We start from the raw sequence: 21668 nt of genomic DNA on the forward strand, positions 1-21668 counted from the left end.
TCAGTCAGTCTGGAAATAGTGCGAGGTCATGTGCATGCCATCGCAGGAACAGCCTGCCTCTAGCCAGAACAGTGAACACCAGCGCTTGCTAAGCGCCTTACGTGAGAGCGAGATTCTCCGTGAGCTGGCTGGCCTGCTGGCCTCCTCTTTGGATCTAGACCGTGTGCTGCAGGTACTGGTGCAGCGGACGACTGAGGTTTGCCGGGTTGGGCGCTGCGCCGTCTGGCTTCACGACGAGGAGCGCCAGCTGCTGCGCCCCGTTGTCTACCACCTGGCGCGCGAGCTTGTCGACGCCAAACGCCAGCGCATTGCAGATCAGCTCTGGTATCGCAGTACCATCCCCACAACAAATCCGCTGATGAGTCGCCTGCTCAGCGGGCGTGAGATGCTGTACATATACGATCTGCGCGACGAGCGCCCACTGCGGGCCCTGGCCGAGCTCTTCCTCGTGCGTTCGATCCTCCTGGTTGCCCTTGTCCGTGAGGATCGTCCGGTTGGTGTGATGTCGCTAGACAACCCGGGGGAACATGGCAGCTTCTCAGCGGAGCAGCAGCAGCTGGCGCGTGCCATTGGCCAACAGGCGGCGGTGGCTATCGATAACGCGCGCCTCTATCGGAGGGTAGAGAGAGAGCGTCAGCGGGCTGAACAGCTGATTGAGCGATCTCAGGCTATCTATCAGGTAGCAATGGCCGTCAACTCCGACGAGGACCTGCCGACGATCCTGGAAATTGCCATCCAGCAGCTGCGGCAAGTCTTAGGGGCTGATAGCGGCAAGATCCTCCTCTTGGAAGAGGGGAGGCTCTACCTGCCCTGCTCCCCCGAAGAGGCGAACGAGGCGCAGCAGGAGACGCAGGGGCGGTCTCACAAGGGGGAAGCAGTGGGGAGGCGTGAAGAGAGCGTCCTTGGGCAGCCGCTCCAGGCCCTGTCGCCGCTGCGGGGACGTCTGGCCGCCTCGCTGGACGAGCTACCTTTCTGCCGCCAGGCGGCAACGAATGGCGCGCCACTCTTTGTCTCACTTGATCGCCTGGGTATCAGTGAGCTGCATTGGTTTCAGACCCAGAATCTAGAGCATACCCTGATTACGCCGCTGATGGTGGGGGTGCGCTCATCCTTGCCCGCGGACGGGCGGGGCCATTCTGGCCCGCGCTGTGTGGGCCTGGCGTTCGTCAGCTTTAGTGATCCCCATTTTCGGCCCTCCAAGGACCACTATACCTTTGCCCAGGACATCGCAGCCCAGTGTGCTCTGGCGGTCCAAAAGACCCAGTTACTGGAGCAGGCGCGCCGCGCCGCCTCACTGGCGACCGAACGAGCCAATACCCTCAACGCGGTCTTCCATGCCATGACCGAAGGCATCTCCGTGCTCGACATGGAAGGGCGGCTTCTGATGGCCAATGCCACCGCGCGTGAGTTTGTGGGGGGGCGTCTGGAAGGAACGGCCACCCTGAAGGAGTTGCTGCGCCGTCATCCGGCCTACACCCTGCAGGGGCAGCCGCTGCGCAGCGAAGATTTTCCCCTGGCCCGGGCCTTGCGCGGCGAGCAGGTACGGGGAGAGCGCTTCATCACACGCCGCGCTGATGGGCGCGAACGCATTCTTGAAATCAACGTAGCGCCTCTCCTGGCCCCGACCGGCCAGCAGCTAGGCGTCGTCAGCGCCTTCCGCGACATCACCTCCCAGATGCGTATCGAGCAGCACATCCATCAGGCCCTGGAGACCATGCTGCGCATGGCGGAAGCGCTCTCGGGGCTGACCGAAGTGACGGCCATTCTGCGCAGTGTGCTCAGCATGGCTCTCCAGGCCCTCGATTGCCAGCGTGGACTGGTGGCGCTCTATGATCCGGAGCAGGGCCAGCCTGGCGAGCGCCTCCATCTAGAGCGGGAGCAGCCCGAGGCAGGCCCCCTTGCCATCCCGCTGGAAGCGAGCGAGCGCTGGACAAACGGCCAGGCCGAAGCCCAGCAGCTTGACTGGCTGCTCACAGCTCTACTGGATCACGAAGATTATTTTCTCCAATTGAGCGCAGGCCATGCCTTCCTTCTCACGCCGGGCCAGTTTCTGCATCTGCGCCGCTTCAGCCGTGGCCACGGTCACAGTAGCCAGGGGCCGGGGCCAGGCCCAGGCCAGCCGCCAGCCTTGCCTCCAGGAGCCAGCCGCTGGCTGACCTTAGTGGCACCTATCACCCACAGCGGGCGCTTGCTCGGGGTCATGCTCCTGACGCGGCCCTCGACCCTCCCTCTCGGAGAAAGCGAGGGCGGCGATGAAGAGAGCGAGCCGCAGTACGAGTTTACGATCTGGGAAATGGCGGTCATCGAGGGAGTGGCCCAGCTGGCCGGCCTGGCCATTGAGCAGGCTCGCTGGCAGCATGAGGCCATTGCTGCCCGGGCCAGCGAGGCCGCCATGCGCGAGGCCAATGCCCTCAAAGATGAGTTCCTGGCCCTTACCGCCCATGAGTTTCGCTCGCCGCTCACCATCATCCTGACCAACGCCCAATATGCCAGGCGCACCCTCAACCGTGGTAGCGGCCCACGTCAGCGCGAGCGCTTACTCGAACAGTTGGGGATGATCGAAGAGCAGACGCGCCTGTTGACCAACATCGTCAATACCTTCCTGGAGGCCACCCAGATCAATCGGGGGCAGCTTGTCATTGCTCGTGAGCGAGTAGACCTGGAAGAGCTGGCGCAGCAGGTGGTAGCCCAGCATCGCACGGCCACGGCCCTCCATGATCTGGTCTGTCGAGTTGACGAAAGCGGACGCCCCTATCTGGTCAGTGGCGATCGCGAGCGCCTGCTCCAGGTGCTTGTCAACCTCATTCAAAATGCGATAAAATACAGCCCGCAGGGTGGGCCGGTGCTCCTCTCGCTCTGCCGCTGTCCGCAAACGGACGGCAATCTGATCCAGGTAGAGGTAGAGGATCGCGGCATTGGCATCCCTCCAGAGGCCAAGGAACATCTCTTTGAACGCTTCTATCGTGCCCCCAACACTGGTACCGGCCAGGCGCGAGGCCTGGGCCTGGGTCTCTACTTTGTCGCCGAGATCCTGCGCATGCACGGTGGCTCGATCCGTGTAGAGAGCAGTGGCGTACCTGGCGAGGGGAGTCGCTTTATCCTGACGCTCCCAGCCCTGCAAAACTAAAGCCTGGAGCAGGAGTGAGCAAGTGCCAGAGGCAAAAGAAGAGCAGGCGGAGCCTGCTGAGCTGCGAGGCTGGTTGCTGGAGCTGGCGCGTGCGACCATGCTGCGTGAGGGAGGCAGCGATGTGGCGCACGATATGGATCATATTCTGCGGGTGATGTCCCTGGCCGAGACGATTCAGCGGCGTGAGGGTGGCGAGCTGTCCGTTATTTGGGCGGCGGTAGCTCTGCACGATATCGGCCAGGAACGGGAGCGTCGGCACGGCGGCGACCACGCACTGATTGGGGCCCAGATGGCCGCCGAGCTGCTGCGCGGTACAAGCTTTCCCCAGGAGGCGATCCCAGCAGTGCAGGAGGCTATCGCCGATCATCGCCTGATTGCGGGCCGGCGACCGCGCTCACTGGAGGGCCAGGTGCTCTACGATGCCGATAAACTGGATGCGCTGGGCGCCATTGGGATCGGGCGCCTCTATATGATCACGGGGCGACGCGGCCAACGAGTCTATTCCCCCATACCGGAGGACCTGGTACTGCCGGTCCCGCCGCTGCAGGTGCGCGAGCTGCGCAATCGTCCCGATTACTCCCCCTCGATCGAGTTTCAGCTCCTTTTCATAGATCTGCCTGAACAGCTCTGCACAGCCACAGGGCGCCACCTGGCCCGGCAGCGCTACGCTTTTATGCTAGAATTTTTCCGGCGCCTGGAGGCGGAGGCGCGCGGCGAGTGCTAGCCAGGGCAGGGCAGGCCCGGGCCACTCAGGACAGAGCCGACCCCGCTGCGCTGGACCGGGAGAACTAGGTGTGCTGGCGCTAGCCTTTGCCTGGTTGCGAGCGCTCCGCGTCGCTGCCGACCGGGGCGCTTTCGAGTACGACGTAGTGAAAAGGCGTCTCGCGCTGTGTGGGGGCGCTCAGGTGGACCGTGAACCCTCGTCCGGGTTGCAGCGACACGTACTGCACGACGACAGGCCCGGGGTCCCCCGTTAAGGTCACCAGCACGACGCTGGTCTCGCTGACCGTGGGGCAGTGCACGGCGGCCTCGCCCTGTCCGCGTGTGAAGCAGCTTTTGCCCATCTGCCAGCGGAAGGGAAGGGCGGGCGCACCTGCTGCAGCGGGGGCCGGAGCCGACTGCTCTTGTCGACCCGGGCGTGGGCGCGTTGCAGAACCGGCGGCTGGCAGGGGCTGCTCCGGTAGCGCTGCGGGAGCGCTGGCGGGAGCCGGTCGGGCTGGAGCGCTGGCCGGGGGATAGCCGCCTCCCAGAGCTGGGAGCGGACGTGTGGTCTGGGGGGGGGCGGTCAGGCTCGGGCTTGCCGGGGCGGAAGGAGGGCCGGCAAGCTTGGGAGCTGCCTCCAGCCGTACGCGCGTCGTCCGCCCAGCCAGACGTTGAGAAGAGGGGCGGGTCGTCTCACGAGGCTGAGGCAAGGCCGCTGGCGGCCTGGCTCCAGCCACTGGCCTGGTCCCACTCTCATGGTCGCTCCCAACCGCTGGGGCAGTCGCGGTGTGAGGAGAGGCCATCGGCGACTGCTCCGGCGTGGGTGCGGGTGTGGGTTCGGGGACGGACGGCGTGCTGGCAGAGGCCTTGACAGTTGTGGAAGACATTCCCGCCTCGCTACCGGCTGGCAGGGCTGGCAGCACCGCTGTGACCGGCGCGGGCGGGCGCTGGCCCGGCTGCCGCACCTTACCCAATGCTGCCAACGAGGCGGTGACACGCCGCGCAAAAGCGGCCAGCACGCGGTTCGCCGCCAGCTTCTCGGCCTCCTCCTTCTCGTGGAGAGCGCTGCCCTGGCTCTCAGGGCCAGGCTGGGCCGGCTCTTGCTCTGTCGTGGCGTCTCCCGTGGCTGATGGAACCGCCAGCTCGCGCGATTGCAGGCTCAGGCGCGGTGGAATCAACCCGGCTGACCGAGCATCTGTCTGGTGGGCGCGGACCAGCTCGGCTTCTCCGGATTCCTCTTCCTCCAGGGACTCATTACTCGGGCGCTCGGCCAGTACATCCTCGACGGAAGCCGACAGCCGCTGGCGGCCTCGCTCGGCTCGCCTGCGCCAATGGAGCTGCTCTTGTTGCTGCTGTTGCTCGAAATTGATGTCTTCTTCTCTCCGAACCATGATGCTTCCCTTCCAGACGAACACGTACACATTGCGGCGCTGGAGAGATCTGGCCTCTCTACATACGCTGATACTCGATAGGACGTTTTCAGGCAGTATAACACAGAGCGAGACAGAGGGAAGGAGGGGATAGCACATTTAGGCCAGAGGACTGAGGGCGGCTTCGTGCATAGGAATATAAGGTATCCTCAATCTTGCGGGCTTGAAAGTGCGGTAGCGAGTGGCTAGAATAAAGCCCGACGTTGCCCAGTGGTCAGGAGCTGCGTCTCAAGCAGGCTGGCTGACTGAGGAACGCCGCACATACCAGTTATTTCGCTGATGCAAAAGGATGGATCTGGATGAAGTTCAACGGTACGTATAAGTTTCATGCACCTAGCCAGCGCGTCTTTGAAGCTATTTTGAATCCGGCGGTGCTGAAGCAGTGTATTCCTGGTTGCGAGGCTGTCGAGTACGCTGACGAGAATCATCTAAAAGTAACGCTCTCACTCCCGATCCCGGGGCTGAAGGGCACCTATACGGCCCTGCTCAACATTGTCCAGCGTCAGGCGCCCAATCTACTCGTGCTGCAGCTGCAGCGCCAGGGGCGCGGCGGCTCGATCGATGCCACAGCCCAGATCACGCTGGCCGATGAGCCAGATGGGGCCTTGCTCTCCTATGATGCCAATGCCGAGATGAGTGGCCCGATCGCGGTTGCGAACAATCCTGTGGGGCAGGGAGTGGCCAAGAACTCTCTGAGCACGTTCTTCAAGAATCTGGAAAAGGTTCTGGCGGCCTAGGAGGTTTGTGCCTCCTCGCTGCTGTTCCTGGCTGGAAGACAGCCAGAGCAGGCCCTGACGCCTACGTCGTTTCTCTCCTTACTTCTGTTCTTTGCCAGGCAGGCAGGTAAGAGACCCTCAGTTTTTGGTTTGGGCGCCGCGCCAGGCTGCCGGAGGTCTCAGTTGCCCGCCTGGTTTCTTTTTATTTTGATTGAGCGAGTAGCCATTGTTGTGAGAGAGCTGCGAGAGCGCGCGCGTGTGGCTTCTGTTCGGGGGCTGGCCAGATCAAGCCGTCTGCTCGCTGCCAGTCGGGTCCTCTGCGTGTGGTACTATATACAGCAGCGGCAGCAGCAGGACAGCGTCGTCTGGTGCGGCGAGGGCGGGCTGGAGGGAGCTAGTGATCTCTGCGGTGAGCAAAGCGGCCACAGTGGTCGCCCTCTTTTTTTTAGCGAAGTCCACCTGAGACAAAATACGGTGATCACCTGATGAGATATCCGGGGATTCGGCCTTGACTCTTCAGCGAGAATCGCTAAAATCTCCATAGACCGCCAATGATTTGAGATTTTAGAGATTTCTTCTGTGAGCTGTTGAGGAGAGCATGCAGATTGTCCTGGTAGGCGTTGATCACACTTCGGCGCCGATTCAGTTGCGTGAGCAGCTAGCCTGTGCACCGCGTCAGGTGGCGGCGCTCTTGAGGGCGGTGCGCCAGGTTACGCAGGAGGCCGTGCTGCTATCGACCTGCAACCGCTTCGAACTCTACGCGGTCTGTGCGGAGGAGGGGCAAAGGGGGCGTGAGGCTCTGCTGGGGGTGCTCTGTGAGCAGCGTAGTGTGGAGCGGGCGTCGCTGGAGCAGCACAGCTACACCTATACCGACCTGGAGGCGGCGCGTCACCTGTTCGGCGTGGCCTGCGGCTTATATTCGCTGATCCCGGGAGAGCCGCAGATCCAGGGGCAAGTAGCCGATGCTCTGGAGTTAGCCCAGGGAGGAAGCTTTGCCGGGCCGGTCCTCTCGGCCCTCTTCCGTGCGGCGCTGGTCACAGGCAAGCGGGCACGGCGCGAAACAGGCATCAGTCGACGGGCGGTCTCGATCAGCCATGCGGCGGTCCAATTAGCGCGCCAGCTCTTTCCCCATCTTAACGAAGCGTCGGTCTTGCTCGTCGGTTCGGGCCAGATGAGCGAGCTGGCGGCGCGTAATTTGTGCGACAACGGCGCGCGTCGTCTGATCATCGTGAATCGCACCGCTGAGCATGCCCAGCAGCTGGTGGAGCAGCTTGGGGAGCGAGCCTTTTTCCGTCCCTTTAGCGAGCTGCCAGAGGTGCTGGTGGAGGCGGATGTCGTCATTACTTCAACAACGGCCCCCCATACGGTGGTCACTGAGGAAATGATGCGGGCGGTTCTGCCAAGGCGGCAGGGGCGCCCGTTGCTCATCATTGATATTGCCTTGCCGCGCGATGTTGATCCGGCGGTGGGAGCGCTGCCCGGGGTTCATCTCTACAATATTGATGATCTGCGCCTGGTGGTTGATGAAGGTATTCGCCTGCGTCTGCAGGAAGTGGCCCAGGTTGAACGCATTATCGCTGAGGAAGTCGAAGCTTTTGCGCGCTGGCTCAGCTCGTTGAGCGTGACCGACACCATCGTCGAGCTGCGCGAGCACGTGGAGGCGCTCCGTCAGCAGGAGCTGGCGCGCACCTTGCGCCAGCTTGCGCCCTCGCTCTCGGAGCGAGAGCTGGCGGCCATCCAGGAGCTGACCACCCGTCTGATGAATAAGGTGCTCCATAAACCGGTGACGCGCCTGAAGGAAGCTGCTGTTGCCGGGCGTGGTCATGTCTACGCCGAGGCGCTGCGCTATCTTTTTGATCTGGAAGTGGCGACGGATGAACAGACTAGTGATCGGGACACGCGCCAGCAAGCTGGCCCTGGCTCAGACACAGACGGTGATCGCCAGGCTGCGGCAGCTATATCGCGAGCTGGAGATCATCATTGAGCCGATTCATACCCAAGGGGACCGCGCGACGGAGGCGCCGCTGGCGCGGATTGGCGGCGATGGTGTTTTTGTGACAGAGATCGAGCGTGCCCTGCGAGCGGGTGTAGTCGATCTGGCGGTCCATAGTCTAAAGGATCTCCCCACGGCGCCGCCGGATGGCCTGCTGGTTCTGGTGCCGGGGCCGCGCGAGGACGTGCGGGATGTGCTGGTGCGCCGCCGCGACTTTCTCGGCTCGCCTGCCGAGCCTGGGGTGCGTATTGGGACCTGCAGCCTGCGCCGTGCCGCCCAATTGCGCGCACTCTATCCGCAGGCGCAGATCCTGCCCGTGCGTGGCAATGTAGACACGCGCCTGCGCAAGCTCGAGGCTGGCGATTACGATCTGATTGTGCTGGCCGCGGCGGGGCTGAGCCGTCTCGGCCTCTCTGAGGGGCTGGCGGATCGCCTGGAGTGTTTGCCGGTGGAGACGCTGCTCCCAGCTCCCGGTCAGGGAGCTCTGGCCTTAGAGCTGCGGGCAGATTCGGAGCTGGTGCCGCTGTTGACCGCGCTTAACGACGTGGAGGTCCAGGCGGCCACCAGCGCCGAGCGAGCCTTCATGCGTCGTCTGGGGGCCGGTTGCTATCTACCGGTCGCCGCCCATGCCTGGCTGGCCGATGAGCGCCTGCACCTGCGGGCCCTGGTGATCAGTCTGGACGGGTGCCGGGCGGTCCGTGTCCAGGGAAGCATTGCCTGGCATGCTGCGCAGGCTCTACGCCTGGCGGCTCAACTGGGGATGATGCTGGCCGAGCAGGCCCTGGCGCAGGGGGCCGAGGAGATTATTGCCGAGATCCGCGCCGCCAGCACTGTCTGAGCTGGGAGCCAGTCAGCGCGATGCCGCGACATGTAAGGAGGAGGTGCGATGATGGTTGCCGTTGAGGAGCAGGGGCAGCCGCTGCGTGGGCGGACGATTCTGGTGACGCGCGCTCAGGAGCAGGCCGAAGCCCTCAGCAGCCGCCTGCAGGCTCTTGGGGCAGAGACGCTGAGCTTCCCCGTGATCCGCCTGGTGCCGCCAGAAGATTGGGCGCCGCTTGATCGAGCCTTAGAACGTCTGGCAGCAGGTGCCCAGGAGGGACGTGCCCCCTATGACTGGCTGGTCTTTACCAGTGTCAACGGGGTGCGTTTCTGCGTTGAGCGCCTGCGCACCCTGGGGCTGGAGCCGGCCCTGCTGGGCAGAGGGGCGGCGCGGGTGGCCGCTATTGGACCAGCCACAGCGGCAGCCTTGGCCGAGCAGGGCGTGAGAGGGGTGCTGGTGCCCGAGGAGTATGTGGCTGAGCAGGTGGCCGCGGCCCTGTTGGCGGAATGCCAGCGTCAGGGGAGCAGCCCGGCGGGCCAGCGCGTCCTGCTGGCGCGCGCTGCTGAGGCCCGGCGCGTGTTGGCCGAGGCGCTGCGTCAGGCTGGCATGCTGGTCGAGGAGGTACCGGCCTATCGCACTCTGGCGGCGGCTGGTGACGATCCACGCGGGCAGCAGGTCCTGGCTTTGATCGACGAGGGGCGCCTCTCACTGGCGACCTTTACCAGCTCGTCTACGGTCCGCTCTTTTGTGCGCTGGCTGGAGCTGGCCGTGGGCGAACAAGCTGCAGGAGCCACTCCAGGTACTCTCTTAGCTCGTCAGGGAGTGGCGATCGCCTGCATTGGTCCCATTACTGCCGCCACGGCGCGCACCCTGGGCCTGCAGGTGGCCGTCGAAGCCCAGCCCTTTACCATCGAGGGGCTGGTCGCGGCCATTGTGGCCTATTATCGACGCCAGACCCAGGCTCCTCAAGAACAGGCAATTTAGAACGCTGTCTGACGAGAGGAGAATGGGCGGCATCTCCCTGCCTTGTCCTGGAAGGAAGCCAGAGAGCGAATCAACAAGAAACGGATAGCAACACCAGACAAGGTGTGTTAGAGTAGATAGAGAGAAGTGAAGAAGAGAGAAAGGCCATGTCAGGTCAGATGGAAACGGTTGAGCAGAGAGTCACAACTCAGCCCGAGCAGGAACCAGCCCGGGCCAAATCGAAGCAGCCTCGTCAGCTTGTGCGCTTCGTCTTTTACAAGCTTGATCCCCAGTGGCTGCGCCTGCCTGCCGAGCAGCGGCGCGCGGGCCGCGAGGAGCTGCTGGCCATCTACAATGAATATGCCCAATGCTCGCTGATCCGCAGCTATGCCCTCTATGGCTTGCGCTCCGACTGCGATTTTATGCTCTGGCAGGCGACCTACGATATCGAGCATCTTCAGGGATTGAGCAGCAAGATTCGCCGCAGCGCTATCGGACCCTATTTGTCCGAAGTGCGCTCATTCCTCTCGATGACCAAACGCTCCGTCTATGTGGGCAAAGGCCCGCGCGGGGCGGCGCATGACCCACGGCTGGTTATTACGCTCGAGGACAAGCCCTATCTCTTCGTCTATCCTTTTGTCAAAACTCGCCCCTGGTATGCTCTGCCGCTGCAGGAGCGCAAGCGTATGATGGACGAGCATATTCGCATGGGGGTGGCCTATCCCAACATCAAGATCCACACCACCTACTCGTTTGGATTGGACGATCAAGAATTTGTCGTCGCCTTTGAGTCCGACAGCGTAGCGGATTTTCTTGACCTCGTGCAGGAGATGCGCGAGAGCGAGGCCAGCCAGTATACCTTGCGCGACACGCCCATGTTCACCTGTATTGCGCGTTCCTTGCCGGAGATCCTGGACGACATTGGGGCGTGATCCCCAGAGCTGGCTGACTGACTGGCTGACTGACGGACTAACTGAGGGCCTGGGCAGGCAGCAGCGTGAATGGAGTAACATAGGGGCGAGATGAGTACGGGAGAGTATGGATCTATAGAAGGAGCTGGCGATGCAAACGGAGCGGCAACAGTCAGGCAAAAAGGCGGGACGGGAATGGTCGCGAGCCCTCTACCGTGAGGCTCAGAGCCTCATGCCTGGGGGGGTCAACAGTCCGGTGCGGGCCTTCCGCGCTGTAGGGGGGGAGCCAGTCTTTATCGAGCGTGGCGAGGGGGCCCATCTCTATGATGTCGATGGCAACCACTATCTGGATTATGTTGGCTCCTGGGGGCCGTTGATCCTGGGTCATGCCCATCCAGCGGTGGTGGAGGCTGTGACCCGGGCGGCGCGGCGTGGCTTTAGCTTTGGGGCGCCGACCGAGGCTGAGAACGAGCTAGCCCGTCTGGTCGTGGAAAGCGTCCCTTCGGTTGAACTGGTGCGCTTCGTTAACTCGGGCACGGAGGCCACCATGAGCGCGCTGCGCCTGGCCCGCGCCTATACGGGGCGTTCCAAGATCCTTAAGTTTGATGGCTGCTATCATGGCCATGCCGACCTGCTGCTGGTGCAGGCTGGCTCGGGCGTGGCCACGCTGGGTCTGCCCGGCAGCGCCGGGGTGCTGGCAGAGGCGACGGCTCACACGATCAGCCTGCCCTACAACGACAGTGCCGCCGTTGAGGAAGCCTTCCAGCGCTATCCCGAGGAAATTGCGGCGGTGATTGTGGAACCAGTGGCGGCCAATATGGGGCTGGTGTTGCCTCAACCTGGCTTTCTAGAGACGCTGCGGCGTCTGACCACTCAGTACGGGGCCGTCCTGATCTTTGACGAGGTGATTACGGGCTTCCGCGTAGCCCTGGGGGGCATGCAGGCGCGCACGGGCATTGTGCCTGACCTGACCTGTTTTGGCAAGATCATCGGCGGCGGTTTGCCTGTGGGAGCCTACGGTGGGAAGCGGGCCATCATGGAGCTGGTAGCCCCGCTGGGGCCGGTTTACCAGGCAGGGACCCTTTCCGGTAATCCCCTGGCTATGGCTGCCGGCATCGCGACCCTCAAAGAGTTGCAAAAGCCTGGCTGCTACGAGGAGCTGGAGCGCAAGGGGGCGCTGCTGGAGGAGGGCCTGCGCGCGGCGGTGGAAGCCTCTGGGTTGCCAGTCCAGGTCGTACGTTTGGCCTCGCTCTTCTGCCTCTTCTTCAGCGCGGAGCCGGTGCGCAACTATGCGGCGGCCAGGCAAGCCGACAGCGAGCGCTACGCGCGCTTCTTCTGGGCCCTCTTAGAGCGTGGCATCTACTTCCCACCTTCGCAGTTTGAGACCTGTTTCCTCTCGCTGGCTCACAGCGATGCCATGCTGGAGGAGACCTTACATGCCATTGCGCAGGCGCTGCGGGTCGTGGCAGGAAACGATGCCGACTCCAGCTCGCGGCCCTGACTGAGGGCGAGGGCCGGTGCTGGAGCTCTGGAGACCAAAGAAGAGGGCGAGGCAGGAAGGAAGGAAAGAAGGGAGCGAGGAAGGAAAGGAGCGCGATGGCATGAGTCAATTCCCCATCACACGCCTGCGGCGCACGCGCCGGACGGAGCGTCTACGCGGGCTCGTGCGTGAGACCCATCTTGCAGTTGAGCAATTGATCTATCCACTCTTCGTCGCCGAGGGCGTCAGCGAGCCGCGCCCGATCGCTTCCATGCCGGGCGTGGTGCAGTGGCCGCTGGAGCAGGTGGCGGGCGAGGCCGAGCGGGTAGCGGCTCTGGGCATTCCCGCTGTCCTGCTCTTTGGCATTCCTACCACCAAGGATGAACAAGGCTCGCAGGCGTATCATCCCGAGGGCATCATCCAGCGAGCTATCCAGCGCATCAAGGCTGCAGTGCCGGAGCTGCTCGTCGTGACCGACGTTTGTCTCTGCGAGTATACCAGCCACGGTCACTGCGGTGTGATTGCCGGTGGTGAAGTGCAAAACGATCCCTCGCTGGAGCTGTTGGCGCGCATGGCCCTCTCGCATGTCGAAGCCGGAGCCGATATCGTTGCTCCTTCGGACATGATGGATGGGCGTGTTGGCGCCATTCGACGCCTGCTCGATGAGCGAGGTTTTGCCCAGATACCGATCATGGCCTACTCAGCCAAATATGCTTCTGGCTTCTACGGCCCCTTCCGCGAAGCCGCCGAGTCGGCTCCCCAGTTTGGTGACCGGCGCTCCTATCAAATGGACCCGGCCAACGCGCGTGAAGCCTTGCGCGAGGTCGAGCTGGACATTGCCGAAGGAGCCGACATTGTCATGGTCAAGCCGGCTCTAGCCTATCTCGACGTCATCCGGCGCGTGCGCGAGCACTGTGATCTGCCGCTGGCGGCCTACAATGTCAGTGGCGAATATGCCATGATCAAGGCGGCGGCTCAGCAGGGCTGGCTGGAAGAGCGGCGCATCGTGATGGAAGTCTTAACCGGTATTCGCCGGGCCGGCGCCGATATCATCATCACCTATTTTGCTCCCGATGTCGCGCGCTGGCTGCGGGAAGGCTGAGCACGCCGGGCGAAAGTCCCCTAAAAGTCCTACTCTCTGCCCGACTACCGGGCTAAGCAGTTCTTGATGGCTCCTGGAGGGCAGAGAGAGCGTGCGGGCGAATAGCCGGACCGGGGGAAAGGAGGCCCAGGTCATTTGACAGCAGGCCCGAATGCGATTAGAATGATGCCTGTACCGGTCAGCAATGGCGGGATGGATGAACCCATCCATCCCTCCTTTCTTTATTTTGGCACGATGGCGGGAGCAGGGGCGGCTGGCCTGGGGGGCACTGTCAGGGAGAGCAGCCGCAGGCAAAGGCGTAGGGAAGAAATAAAATGGCCGGTTTTTTCTTTCTAAAGAGTAGGCAGTGTAGGAGGCAGTGGCAAGGTGGGAGTGAGAGCAGGGCAGAAGGAAGGCAGCGCACAATGAGTGGTCGTCGTTACCTCAGCGCTTTTCTTCCGTTCTCACCACATATAGGAGTAGCCCCAGCGCTGCCAGGGCGGCGGGCCGGGCAAGGCTAGCACTGCTGTCCGTGCTGTCCGCGGAAGCCGCCGCCAGAACAGGAGGATGGGCTAGGGAGTCCAGAAGAGCAGAGGGGGAGGTGGCGAGGCGAGGGAAGGAGGCCAGAAGGAGCTGACAAAATGTGGGGCTGTCAGAAAGGAGCGGGGCCAGCGGTCTTTAGAAGTAAAGGGGAAAGGGAATCTTTTTTTCTCCAGGCGATCTCTCCGCTGCCAGGGCAGAGGAGGGGAAACCGGCTCTTCCCCCATTTTTAGGGTTATGCTGATATCTTGTTACCAGAGAGGGTTCTGCTCCGTCCTCTTCACAAAAGGGGCCGGAGAAGGAGCCGGCTTCAGTGGGGAAGAGCCCCACAGAGGAAGGAACCTGGGAGCCCCGCAGAAGGCTCGGCAAGCCCGGTTCTTTTCGGAAGGAGCTGTTAAAAGCAAGAGTTTAGCTCACTAAAGGGAAGATTCGTGCTATGGTTGGGTTGAACACCAAAAATCGCTCTTATCAGCCCATCGGATCGTATGGAGTCATCGGAGACTGTCATTCAGCTGTGCTGATAGCGCCGGATGGTTCGGTAGACTGGGCCTGCCTGCCCGATTTTGACAGCCCGGCCATTTTTTGTCGGCTGCTCGATGCCGGGCGGGGTGGCTTTTTCCAGATTACCCCGACCGATAACACGATTCCTGGAGTTCAGCGCTATCTTCGCGATAGCAATGTGCTGCAGACGCGCTTTACAAGCATTGGTGGCGAGATCGTGCTCACCGACTTCATGCCGGTGGAGTCGCTGGAGGCCTGGCCCTACCGCGGCTTGAACAACAATACCTGGTCGTATGAGGACGGCTCGTGCCATAGCCTGGTGCGCATTGTGGAATGTACGCATGGAGAGCTGCCGATTACGGTAACCCTGAAGGCGACGCCCAACTATGGAGCGACAACAAGCCAGATCGAGCTGCTGCCCAACGCTACGGGGGCGGTGATCTCGGATGGCCAACAGCATATTGGGCTGGCGATCATTGGGGCCTATCGGCTGCCGGGCTTCTCTCTGGAGATCGTGCCGGACGAGGGGGAGGAGCCGGAGGCGCTCCATCCCGCTCTGGTGGTGCAAGCCACACTGCGCGAGGGCGAGCGGCTGATCTTTGCGATCGGTATGGGGCGCAGCCTGCGCGCGGCACGGAAGCTGGTGGAGCAGGAGCTGCTCCAGCGCGATTTTACCGCGGAGCTGGCCCATACGTTGCATTGCTGGCGACGCTGGATCTCGGGGATCAACTACGATGGCCCATATGCCGAATGGGTTCGACGCAGCGCCCTTGTGCTGAAGATGATGACCTATGCGCCGACTGGGGCCCTGGTGGCCGCGCCCACAACGTCGCTGCCAGAGGAGATCGGGGGCGTGCGCAACTGGGACTATCGCTTTACCTGGCTGCGCGATGCCGCCTTTACGCTCTATGCCCTGCTGGTGCTCGGCTTTACCGATGAGGCCCGCGCCTTTACCTACTGGCTGCGCCGCCTGTCGTATTCTAACGGCGAGGACCTGCAGGTGATGTACGGCATCCGTGGCGAGCGCGAGCTGCCGGAGCGGGAGCTGCCACATTTGGAGGGCTATTGTGGCTCGCGCCCGGTGCGCATCGGCAACGCCGCTGCCGATCAGAAGCAGATGGATGTCTTCGGCGAGATCCTGGATTGCATCCATCTCTACCGCCGCCGCGGTGGCTTCGAACGCTACGGCGAGAAGCTGGAAGGCCCCCTGTGGGAAATGCTGCGCTCACTGGTCGACTACGTCTGCGCCCACTGGCATGAGCCGGACCGCGGCATCTGGGAGATGCGTGGCGAGCCCCGCCACTATGTGTATTCGAAGGTCATGTGTTGGGTCGCGCTGGACCGCGGCATCCGCGCCGCTGAGCAGCTCCATCTGGAGGCTGATCTCCTGCGCTGGTACCGCGTGCGCGATCAGATTCGGGCGGATGTGCTGGCCCACGGCTATAATACCGAGATCGGTGCGTTCACCCAATCATATGCGAGCACGGCCCTTGATGCCTCCAATCTGCTCCTGCCGCTGATCGGCTTCATCCCTGCCGACGATCCCCGGATGCGCTCAACAGTCGATCGCATTATGGAGCAGCTCACGGACGAGCATGGCTTCGTCTACCGCTACCTGTCGGAGGACGGCTTGCCCGGCCAGGAGGGTACGTTTACGATCTGTACCTGCTGGCTGATCGATAATCTGGCCATGCAGGGCCGCCTCGATGAGGCGCGCTCGCTCTTCGAACGCTTGCTGACTTACGGCGGGAATCTCGGCCTCTTCTCGGAAGAGATCGATTCGCGCAATCGTGTGGCTCTGGGCAATTATCCCCAGGCTTTTACTCATATCGCTCTTATCAATAGCGCTTATAATCTTTATAAGGCAGAACAGCGTCTGGCTGAGCGCGATCGCTGCACGCAGCCGGTAATCGCCGCCATCCAGTTGCAGAAGAAGACCGACGAGTAAGCGAGCGCACCGGCGGGCGCTCGATCGGTAGTAGCTGGAGAGAAAGAGGAGCAAACGGAGCCTCCCACTGCTTGAGTCCGTTGCTCCTCCCCCGCTTACTCACTCACTCGCTCGCTTGCTCGCTCTGCAAGCGTCAGCGTCAGTACTCAGCCGACCAGCTGGCAGGAAGGACGAGGTCGCCTCCTTGCTGCTGCGGCAGGACGCCGTACCCAAGATGGGCTGCCTCTGTACGCGGGTCACTGGGGACCTCCCCGGTGGCCCGCTTGTTGTTTGTTCCAGCGCCATGTATCGCGCTGCGCTCTGAGGCGCGCGTATGGTCTCGCCTGACCTGGCCCTCTCTGGCTTCGCTGCCGCCGCCGCCAGCTCCCCTCGGGCCGCGCCCTTCCCTGGCCCCCCGCGCCGTTGCTCTGGTGCGCCTATTGACAAACAGTGCTCTGTATCGTATGTTAATTAATAGTTTCTATAGTTGATCCATTATGTCAACTTTGAGGACTGAGGTATGGCGACCGAGCAAGAGCATCAGACCCCTTCTTCCGCTGGCAACAACCTCCTGAGCCTGGGAGTCGGCGGCGGCAGCAAGGTAGAGCGCATCAAGGCTGAGAGCCAGTATCTGCGCGGGGCGATTGCCGAAGAGCTGGCTCAGGACGGCACGCATTTCAGCGAGGCGCAGGTCCAGCTCATCAAATTTCATGGGATCTATCAGCAGGAGAACCGTGACCTGCGTCAGGCCCGTAAGGCCGCGGGTGAGGAAAAGGCTTATCAATTCATGGTCCGCTCGCGTATTCCGGGGGGCGCATTGACCGCCGAGCAATATCTGGTCGAAGATGATCTGGCGGGCCGCTATGCCAATGGAACCTTACGCTTCACGACGCGCCAGGGCATTCAGCTGCATGGCGTTCTGAAGCACGACCTGCGCGCGACGATCCGCGCCATCAATGAGGCGCTGCTCTCGACGCTGGCGGCCTGTGGCGATGTGAATCGCAACGTGATGGCCTGTCCGGCGCCGGCGCGCAATCGGGCCCAGGCGCAAGTACAGGAGGTAGCGCGGCAGATCGCTCGTCATCTGGCGCCGCGCAGCCGGGCCTATCATGAGATCTGGATCGATGGGCAGCATGTCCAGACAGTGGGGACGCCGGACGATGAGGTGGTGGAGCCGATCTACGGGCCGACCTATTTGCCGCGCAAATTCAAGATCGGCGTGGCTTTTCCGGGCGATAACTGTATCGATGTCTACACCCAGGATATCGGGCTGGTGGCAGAGCTGGACGACGGCGGCGAGCTCGCGGGCTTCACGGTCCTGGTAGGCGGCGGCATGGGGATGACCCACGGCAAGGCTGAGACGTTCCCCCGTCTGGGGACGCCGCTCTGCTTTGTGCCGGCGGCTGAGGCCCTCTCGGTGGTGGAGACCATCGTGACGATCCAGCGTGACTATGGCGATCGCCAGAACCGCAAGCATGCGCGCATGAAATATGTGGTTGAGGAGCGGGGTATCGCCTGGTTCCGCGCTGAGTTAGAGCGCCGCCTGGGCCATGCGGTGGCCGATCCTCATCCTCTCCACTGGGAGGGGGTCGATGATCATCTGGGCTGGCACGAGCAGGGAGATGGGCGCTGGTTTCTGGGGATCTATGTGCAGAATGGGCGCGTGCGCGATACGGACTCCTGCCAGTTGCGCACGGGCCTGCGGAAGGCGATCGAGACCTTCCGTCCTGGTATCCGTTTAACCGGACAGCAGAATATCCTACTGACCGATCTGACTGCGGATCAGCGTGAGCCGCTGGAGGCCTTGCTGCGGGAGCATGGCATCGAGACGGACCCCTCGAAGCTGGGGGTGAAGCGCTATGCGATGGCCTGCCCGGCCTTGCCGACCTGTGGTCTGGCGGTGGCTGAGGCCGAGCGCGTTCTGCCCGGCGTGGTGGGCGAGATCGGGCGCCAGCTGGAAGAGCTGGGCCTGGCCGGTGAACGCCTCAGTCTGCGGATGAGCGGCTGCCCCAATGGCTGTGCCCGTCCCTATATGGGCGACATTGGCTTCGTGGGCCGCTCGAAGGATCTCTACAATATCTATGTCGGCGGCGATTGGGAGAATACGCGCCTGACGACGCTCTACGCCGCCTCGGTACCTTTGCGGGAAATCCCGGCGACTCTTCGCCCGCTGTTACTCCTCTGGCGCGATGAGCGCGCTCCCGGCGAGACCTTCGGCGATTATTGCCAGCGCGTCGGAGTGGAGTATCTGCGTCAGCGGGCCTTGACCCTCGGCGAGCGCGAGCCGAGTGGCTTGCATTGAGAGAGTGCGCCTGCTCCTCTGCGGGAGAAGCAGGCGCACGCGCTCTATGAACTCTGCTGGACGGAGCAGATGCTGGAAAGATGGGACAACGTGGGTGGCTGTGCTGTTTTGAGCCTATGAGAGAGCGTGTGAGAGACCTGAGAGAGCACAGAGAGGAACGGCGACCGAGATGCCGAATTATTACCCGATTATGCTCGATGTACGCGGTCGGCGCGTGGTGGTAATCGGAGGCGATCGCATTGCGGCGGAGAAGGTGCAGACCTTTGCCGCCTGTGGGGCGCGAGTCTGTCTGATCGCTCCTGAATGGTGCCCGGAGCTGGAGCAGGTCGTGCAGGAGCTGGGCCCGCAGCTGGAGCTGCGGCGACGCCCTTATCTGCCTGGCGATCTGGAAGGGGCTTTTGTCGTGATTGCCACGACGCGCGAGCCGAAGCTGGTGGAAGCCGTCTGGGGTGAGGCCCAGCAGCGTGGGCAGTTGCTCAATATTGTTGATCTGCCCGAGCGCTGCAATTTCATCACGCCTTCTATTCTGCGTCGCGATTCCTTGACGGTGGCGGTCTCGACAGAGGGAGTGAGCCCGGGCCTGGCGAAGTTGATCCGTCAGGAGCTGGAGCAGCACTTTTCCCCTGCTTATGGGGCCTTCTTGCGCCTGGCTGCGGAGGCGCGGGCCTTGCTGCGGACCCAGGGAGTCACCTATGAGCAGCGTGATGCTTTCTTTCAGGAGTTTTACCGCTCGCCGGTACTGGCTCATCTGGAGGCCGGCGCCGAGGCCGAGGCCCGCGCTCTGACGGCGGAGCTCCTGCGCCACTATGGCGTGGAGGTAGCTCACTCGTTCGGCGAGAGAAGCACCGGCGCCACTGATGGGCGCTCGCTGGCCTCATAGGGGAGGGGGGGAATGGATGAGCGAGAGGTTGGAGCAGCCGGAGGCGGCGCCGGTGCGTGGCAAGGTCTATCTGGTTGGGGCTGGCCCCGGGGCGCCCGAGCTGATTACTGTCAAGGGGTTGCGCTGCCTGCGCGCCGCCGATGTGGTGATCTACGATCGCCTGGTGGCCCCTGACCTGCTGGCGGAGGCGCGGGCCGAGGCGGAGCTGATCTTTGCTGGCAAGCAGCCGGGCTGTCATCAGTTGCCCCAGGCTGAGATCAATCGCCTGCTGATCGAGCATGCCCGCCGCGGGCGCCTGGTGGTACGTCTGAAGGGTGGCGATCCCTTTGTCTTTGGGCGCGGTGGTGAGGAGGCGGAAGCGCTGGCACAGGCTGGGATTCCCTTTGAGGTGGTGCCGGGAGTAAGTGCCGCCCTGGCTGTGCCGGCCTACGCGGGGGTGCCGGTCACCCATCGTGGCCTGGCTTCGTTGGTGACCGTGGTGACCGGCCACAAGGAGCGCGGCACTGAGGCGAGCGCCGTGGATTGGCGCACACTGGCGCGTGTCGGGGGGACGCTGGTGATTTTGATGGGCGTGAAGACGCTGCCGCAGATTGTGGCTGAGCTGCAGGCTGGGGGACTGGACCCCGCGACTCCGGCCCTGGTGGTCGAGTGGGGGACGCTGCCCCGGCAGCGCGCAGTTCAGGGCAGGCTGGCCGAAATTGCGGAGCGCGCTGCTCAGGCCGCCGTACGGGCGCCAGCGGTCATCGTGGTCGGTGAGGTGGTGCGCCTGCGCGAGGTGCTGGCCTGGTTCCAAGACGAAGGGGCCGCTCCCCTTGCTGCTGATGATCCGTATGCTATAATGGCCGACGAGTAGCGCCGGTGGTCTGCCTGGCTGAGATGTGATGAGGCGAGGCTGCCGGCAGGCAAGGGGCTGGCCATTGTAATGTCTACCGTCTATCCACAGGTACGTTTGAAGCCGCAGCGCGAGGAGCCGCTGCTCAATGGGCATCTCTGGGTCTTCTCGGGAGCCTTGCAGCAGGTGCCGCGCGAGGTCGAGCCGGGCGGGCTGGTTGAGGTGCGCTCGGCCTCGGGGCAGTTCCTCGGGCGCGGCTATTATCATCCTCACACCGATATTGCGATCCGTCTGCTGACGCGCCGTGAGGAGCCGATCGATGCAGCGCTGCTGCGCCGACGTATTCGCCGCGCTCAGGAGCTACGCCGCGTCTTTGATCCTGCTGTCACCAACATCTATCGGCTGATCCATTCAGAAGGTGATGGTCTGCCTGGTCTGGTCGTCGATCGCTATGCTGAGGTTCTGGTGGCTCAGGTGCACACGCTCGGCATGGAGCGCCTTTTGCCCCTGCTGGTGGAGCCGCTCCTTGAAGAGACGGGGGCACGTGGTCTACTTCTGCGGAACGATAGCCAGGCGCGGCGTCGTGAAGGGCTGGCGCTGGAGGAGCCGCGCTTGCTGGCCGGCGAGGTGCCACCAGAGGTAGAAGGGCGCGAAAACGGTGTGCGCTACCTGATTGATCCCTGGCGTGGTCAAAAAACTGGCTTCTTTCTTGATCAACGGGACAAGCGGGCTGCGCTGGCCAAGTATGTGCGGGCTGTGGTCGCGGAACTGGCGCCCGAGGGCGTGGCCCGTGTGCTCAATTGCTTCTCCTATACTGGCGGCTTTTCGCTGGTCGCTGCCCTGAGTGATGGGCGAGTGCGGGTGACCAGCGTGGATAGCTCGCAGCCGGCAATGGAGGCGGCCCGACGCCACTTCGCGCTCAATGGGCTGGATGCTGATCAGCATGCCTTTGTCATTGCCGATGTCTTTACCTATTTGGAGGAGGCCCGGACCCGGGGCGAGCGCTTCGACATTGTTGTCCTTGATCCGCCGGCCTTTGCGCGCAGCCAGGCGGCGAGGTCGCAGGCTCTGCGCGCCTATCGTCGTCTGAACCTGCTGGGCATGAGTGTCCTGCGCCCCGCCGGTATTCTGCTGAGCTGCTCTTGCTCGGGGGCGATTGGTCTGGATGATCTCGCGGGGACGCTCTCGCTGGCAGCGCGCGCCCTTGACCGCGAGGTGCAGGTGTTGGAAGTGTTGACCCATAGCTGCGATCATCCTGTCAGGCTGGCTATGCCCGAGACCCTCTATCTCAAAGCCATCTTCTGTCGTCTGCTCTGGTGACATGGCTCTCTTTCCCTCTCTGAGGGCCCGACAACTATCGTGGCCGGCTTTCGCGCTGCCTGTTGGCGCAATTCTGTGCACCTGAGAGAGATACGTGTCGATGATGCCATCTCTCTCTGCTGCTGGTGCGTTTCCCTTTCCCG

Annotated in this window: 16 protein-coding genes; 15 read left to right on the forward strand and 1 reads right to left on the reverse strand. The window is 63.0% G+C overall.

Features of this window, described 5'->3' with window-relative positions; translation table 11 throughout:
* The first annotated feature begins 34 nt into the window (after nucleotides 1–34).
* A complete protein-coding gene (locus tag BGC09_RS06870; RefSeq protein WP_176728864.1) occupies nucleotides 35–3127 on the forward strand; it encodes a sensor histidine kinase in 3093 nt (1030 codons plus the stop codon).
* A 22-nt stretch (nucleotides 3128–3149) separates the two neighbouring features.
* Nucleotides 3150–3851: an HD domain-containing protein gene (locus tag BGC09_RS06875; protein WP_069803162.1), complete on the forward strand. Its 702-nt coding sequence runs from the start codon at nucleotides 3150–3152 to the stop codon at nucleotides 3849–3851.
* A 79-nt stretch (nucleotides 3852–3930) separates the two neighbouring features.
* Here the strand turns inward: BGC09_RS06875 and BGC09_RS06880 are convergent, their stop codons facing one another.
* On the reverse strand, nucleotides 3931–5220 hold the full coding sequence (locus tag BGC09_RS06880; protein ID WP_069803163.1) for a hypothetical protein: 1290 nt from the start codon (nucleotides 5218–5220) through the stop codon (nucleotides 3931–3933).
* A gap of 338 nt (nucleotides 5221–5558) precedes the next feature.
* On the opposite strand from BGC09_RS06880, the gene BGC09_RS06885 reads away from it, so the two are divergent.
* From BGC09_RS06885 to BGC09_RS06940, 13 genes are all read left to right on the forward strand, one after another.
* Nucleotides 5559–5996, forward strand: coding sequence for an SRPBCC family protein (locus BGC09_RS06885; RefSeq protein WP_052889659.1), 438 nt, complete (start codon nucleotides 5559–5561; stop codon nucleotides 5994–5996).
* A 162-nt stretch (nucleotides 5997–6158) separates the two neighbouring features.
* On the forward strand, nucleotides 6159–6461 hold the full coding sequence (locus BGC09_RS22510) for a hypothetical protein (RefSeq protein WP_141727669.1): 303 nt from the start codon (nucleotides 6159–6161) through the stop codon (nucleotides 6459–6461).
* A 112-nt stretch (nucleotides 6462–6573) separates the two neighbouring features.
* On the forward strand, nucleotides 6574–7959 hold the full coding sequence (hemA, locus tag BGC09_RS06890; protein WP_069803164.1) for a glutamyl-tRNA reductase: 1386 nt from the start codon (nucleotides 6574–6576) through the stop codon (nucleotides 7957–7959).
* The gene (gene hemC, locus BGC09_RS06895) at nucleotides 7850–8806 is read left to right on the forward strand and encodes a hydroxymethylbilane synthase (RefSeq protein ID WP_069803165.1); all 957 of its coding nucleotides are present in this window, start codon (nucleotides 7850–7852) and stop codon (nucleotides 8804–8806) included. Before hemA ends, hemC begins: the two co-directional genes overlap by 110 nt.
* 48 nt (nucleotides 8807–8854) lie before the next feature.
* Nucleotides 8855–9772 (forward strand): uroporphyrinogen-III synthase, encoded by a 918-nt coding sequence (locus BGC09_RS06900; protein ID WP_084658056.1) that lies wholly within the window; start codon nucleotides 8855–8857, stop codon nucleotides 9770–9772.
* A 146-nt stretch (nucleotides 9773–9918) separates the two neighbouring features.
* Complete coding sequence (locus BGC09_RS06905) at nucleotides 9919–10683, forward strand: chlorite dismutase family protein (RefSeq protein ID WP_069803166.1); 765 nt, start codon at nucleotides 9919–9921, stop codon at nucleotides 10681–10683.
* A gap of 130 nt (nucleotides 10684–10813) precedes the next feature.
* Complete coding sequence (hemL, locus tag BGC09_RS06910; protein ID WP_069803167.1) at nucleotides 10814–12163, forward strand: glutamate-1-semialdehyde 2,1-aminomutase; 1350 nt, start codon at nucleotides 10814–10816, stop codon at nucleotides 12161–12163.
* Nucleotides 12164–12263: 100 nt separating this feature from the next.
* On the forward strand, nucleotides 12264–13244 hold the full coding sequence (gene hemB / locus BGC09_RS06915) for a porphobilinogen synthase (protein ID WP_069803168.1): 981 nt from the start codon (nucleotides 12264–12266) through the stop codon (nucleotides 13242–13244).
* Between the two features lie 955 nt (nucleotides 13245–14199).
* Nucleotides 14200–16212 (forward strand): glycoside hydrolase family 15 protein, encoded by a 2013-nt coding sequence (locus BGC09_RS06920; protein WP_069803169.1) that lies wholly within the window; start codon nucleotides 14200–14202, stop codon nucleotides 16210–16212.
* 499 nt (nucleotides 16213–16711) lie between these two features.
* Nucleotides 16712–18493 (forward strand): NADPH-dependent assimilatory sulfite reductase hemoprotein subunit, encoded by a 1782-nt coding sequence (locus BGC09_RS06925; protein ID WP_084658058.1) that lies wholly within the window; start codon nucleotides 16712–16714, stop codon nucleotides 18491–18493.
* A gap of 169 nt (nucleotides 18494–18662) precedes the next feature.
* Entirely contained in the window at nucleotides 18663–19373 is a 711-nt protein-coding gene (locus BGC09_RS06930; RefSeq protein ID WP_069803170.1) for a precorrin-2 dehydrogenase/sirohydrochlorin ferrochelatase family protein, read from the forward strand.
* Between the two features lie 16 nt (nucleotides 19374–19389).
* On the forward strand, nucleotides 19390–20226 hold the full coding sequence (gene cobA, locus BGC09_RS06935) for a uroporphyrinogen-III C-methyltransferase (protein ID WP_069803171.1): 837 nt from the start codon (nucleotides 19390–19392) through the stop codon (nucleotides 20224–20226).
* Nucleotides 20227–20295: 69 nt separating this feature from the next.
* On the forward strand, nucleotides 20296–21525 hold the full coding sequence (locus BGC09_RS06940; protein ID WP_069803172.1) for a class I SAM-dependent rRNA methyltransferase: 1230 nt from the start codon (nucleotides 20296–20298) through the stop codon (nucleotides 21523–21525).
* Nucleotides 21526–21668: the final 143 nt, after the last annotated feature.

Source organism: Thermogemmatispora onikobensis (genome assembly GCF_001748285.1).
GTDB lineage: Bacteria > Chloroflexota > Ktedonobacteria > Ktedonobacterales > Ktedonobacteraceae > Thermogemmatispora > Thermogemmatispora onikobensis.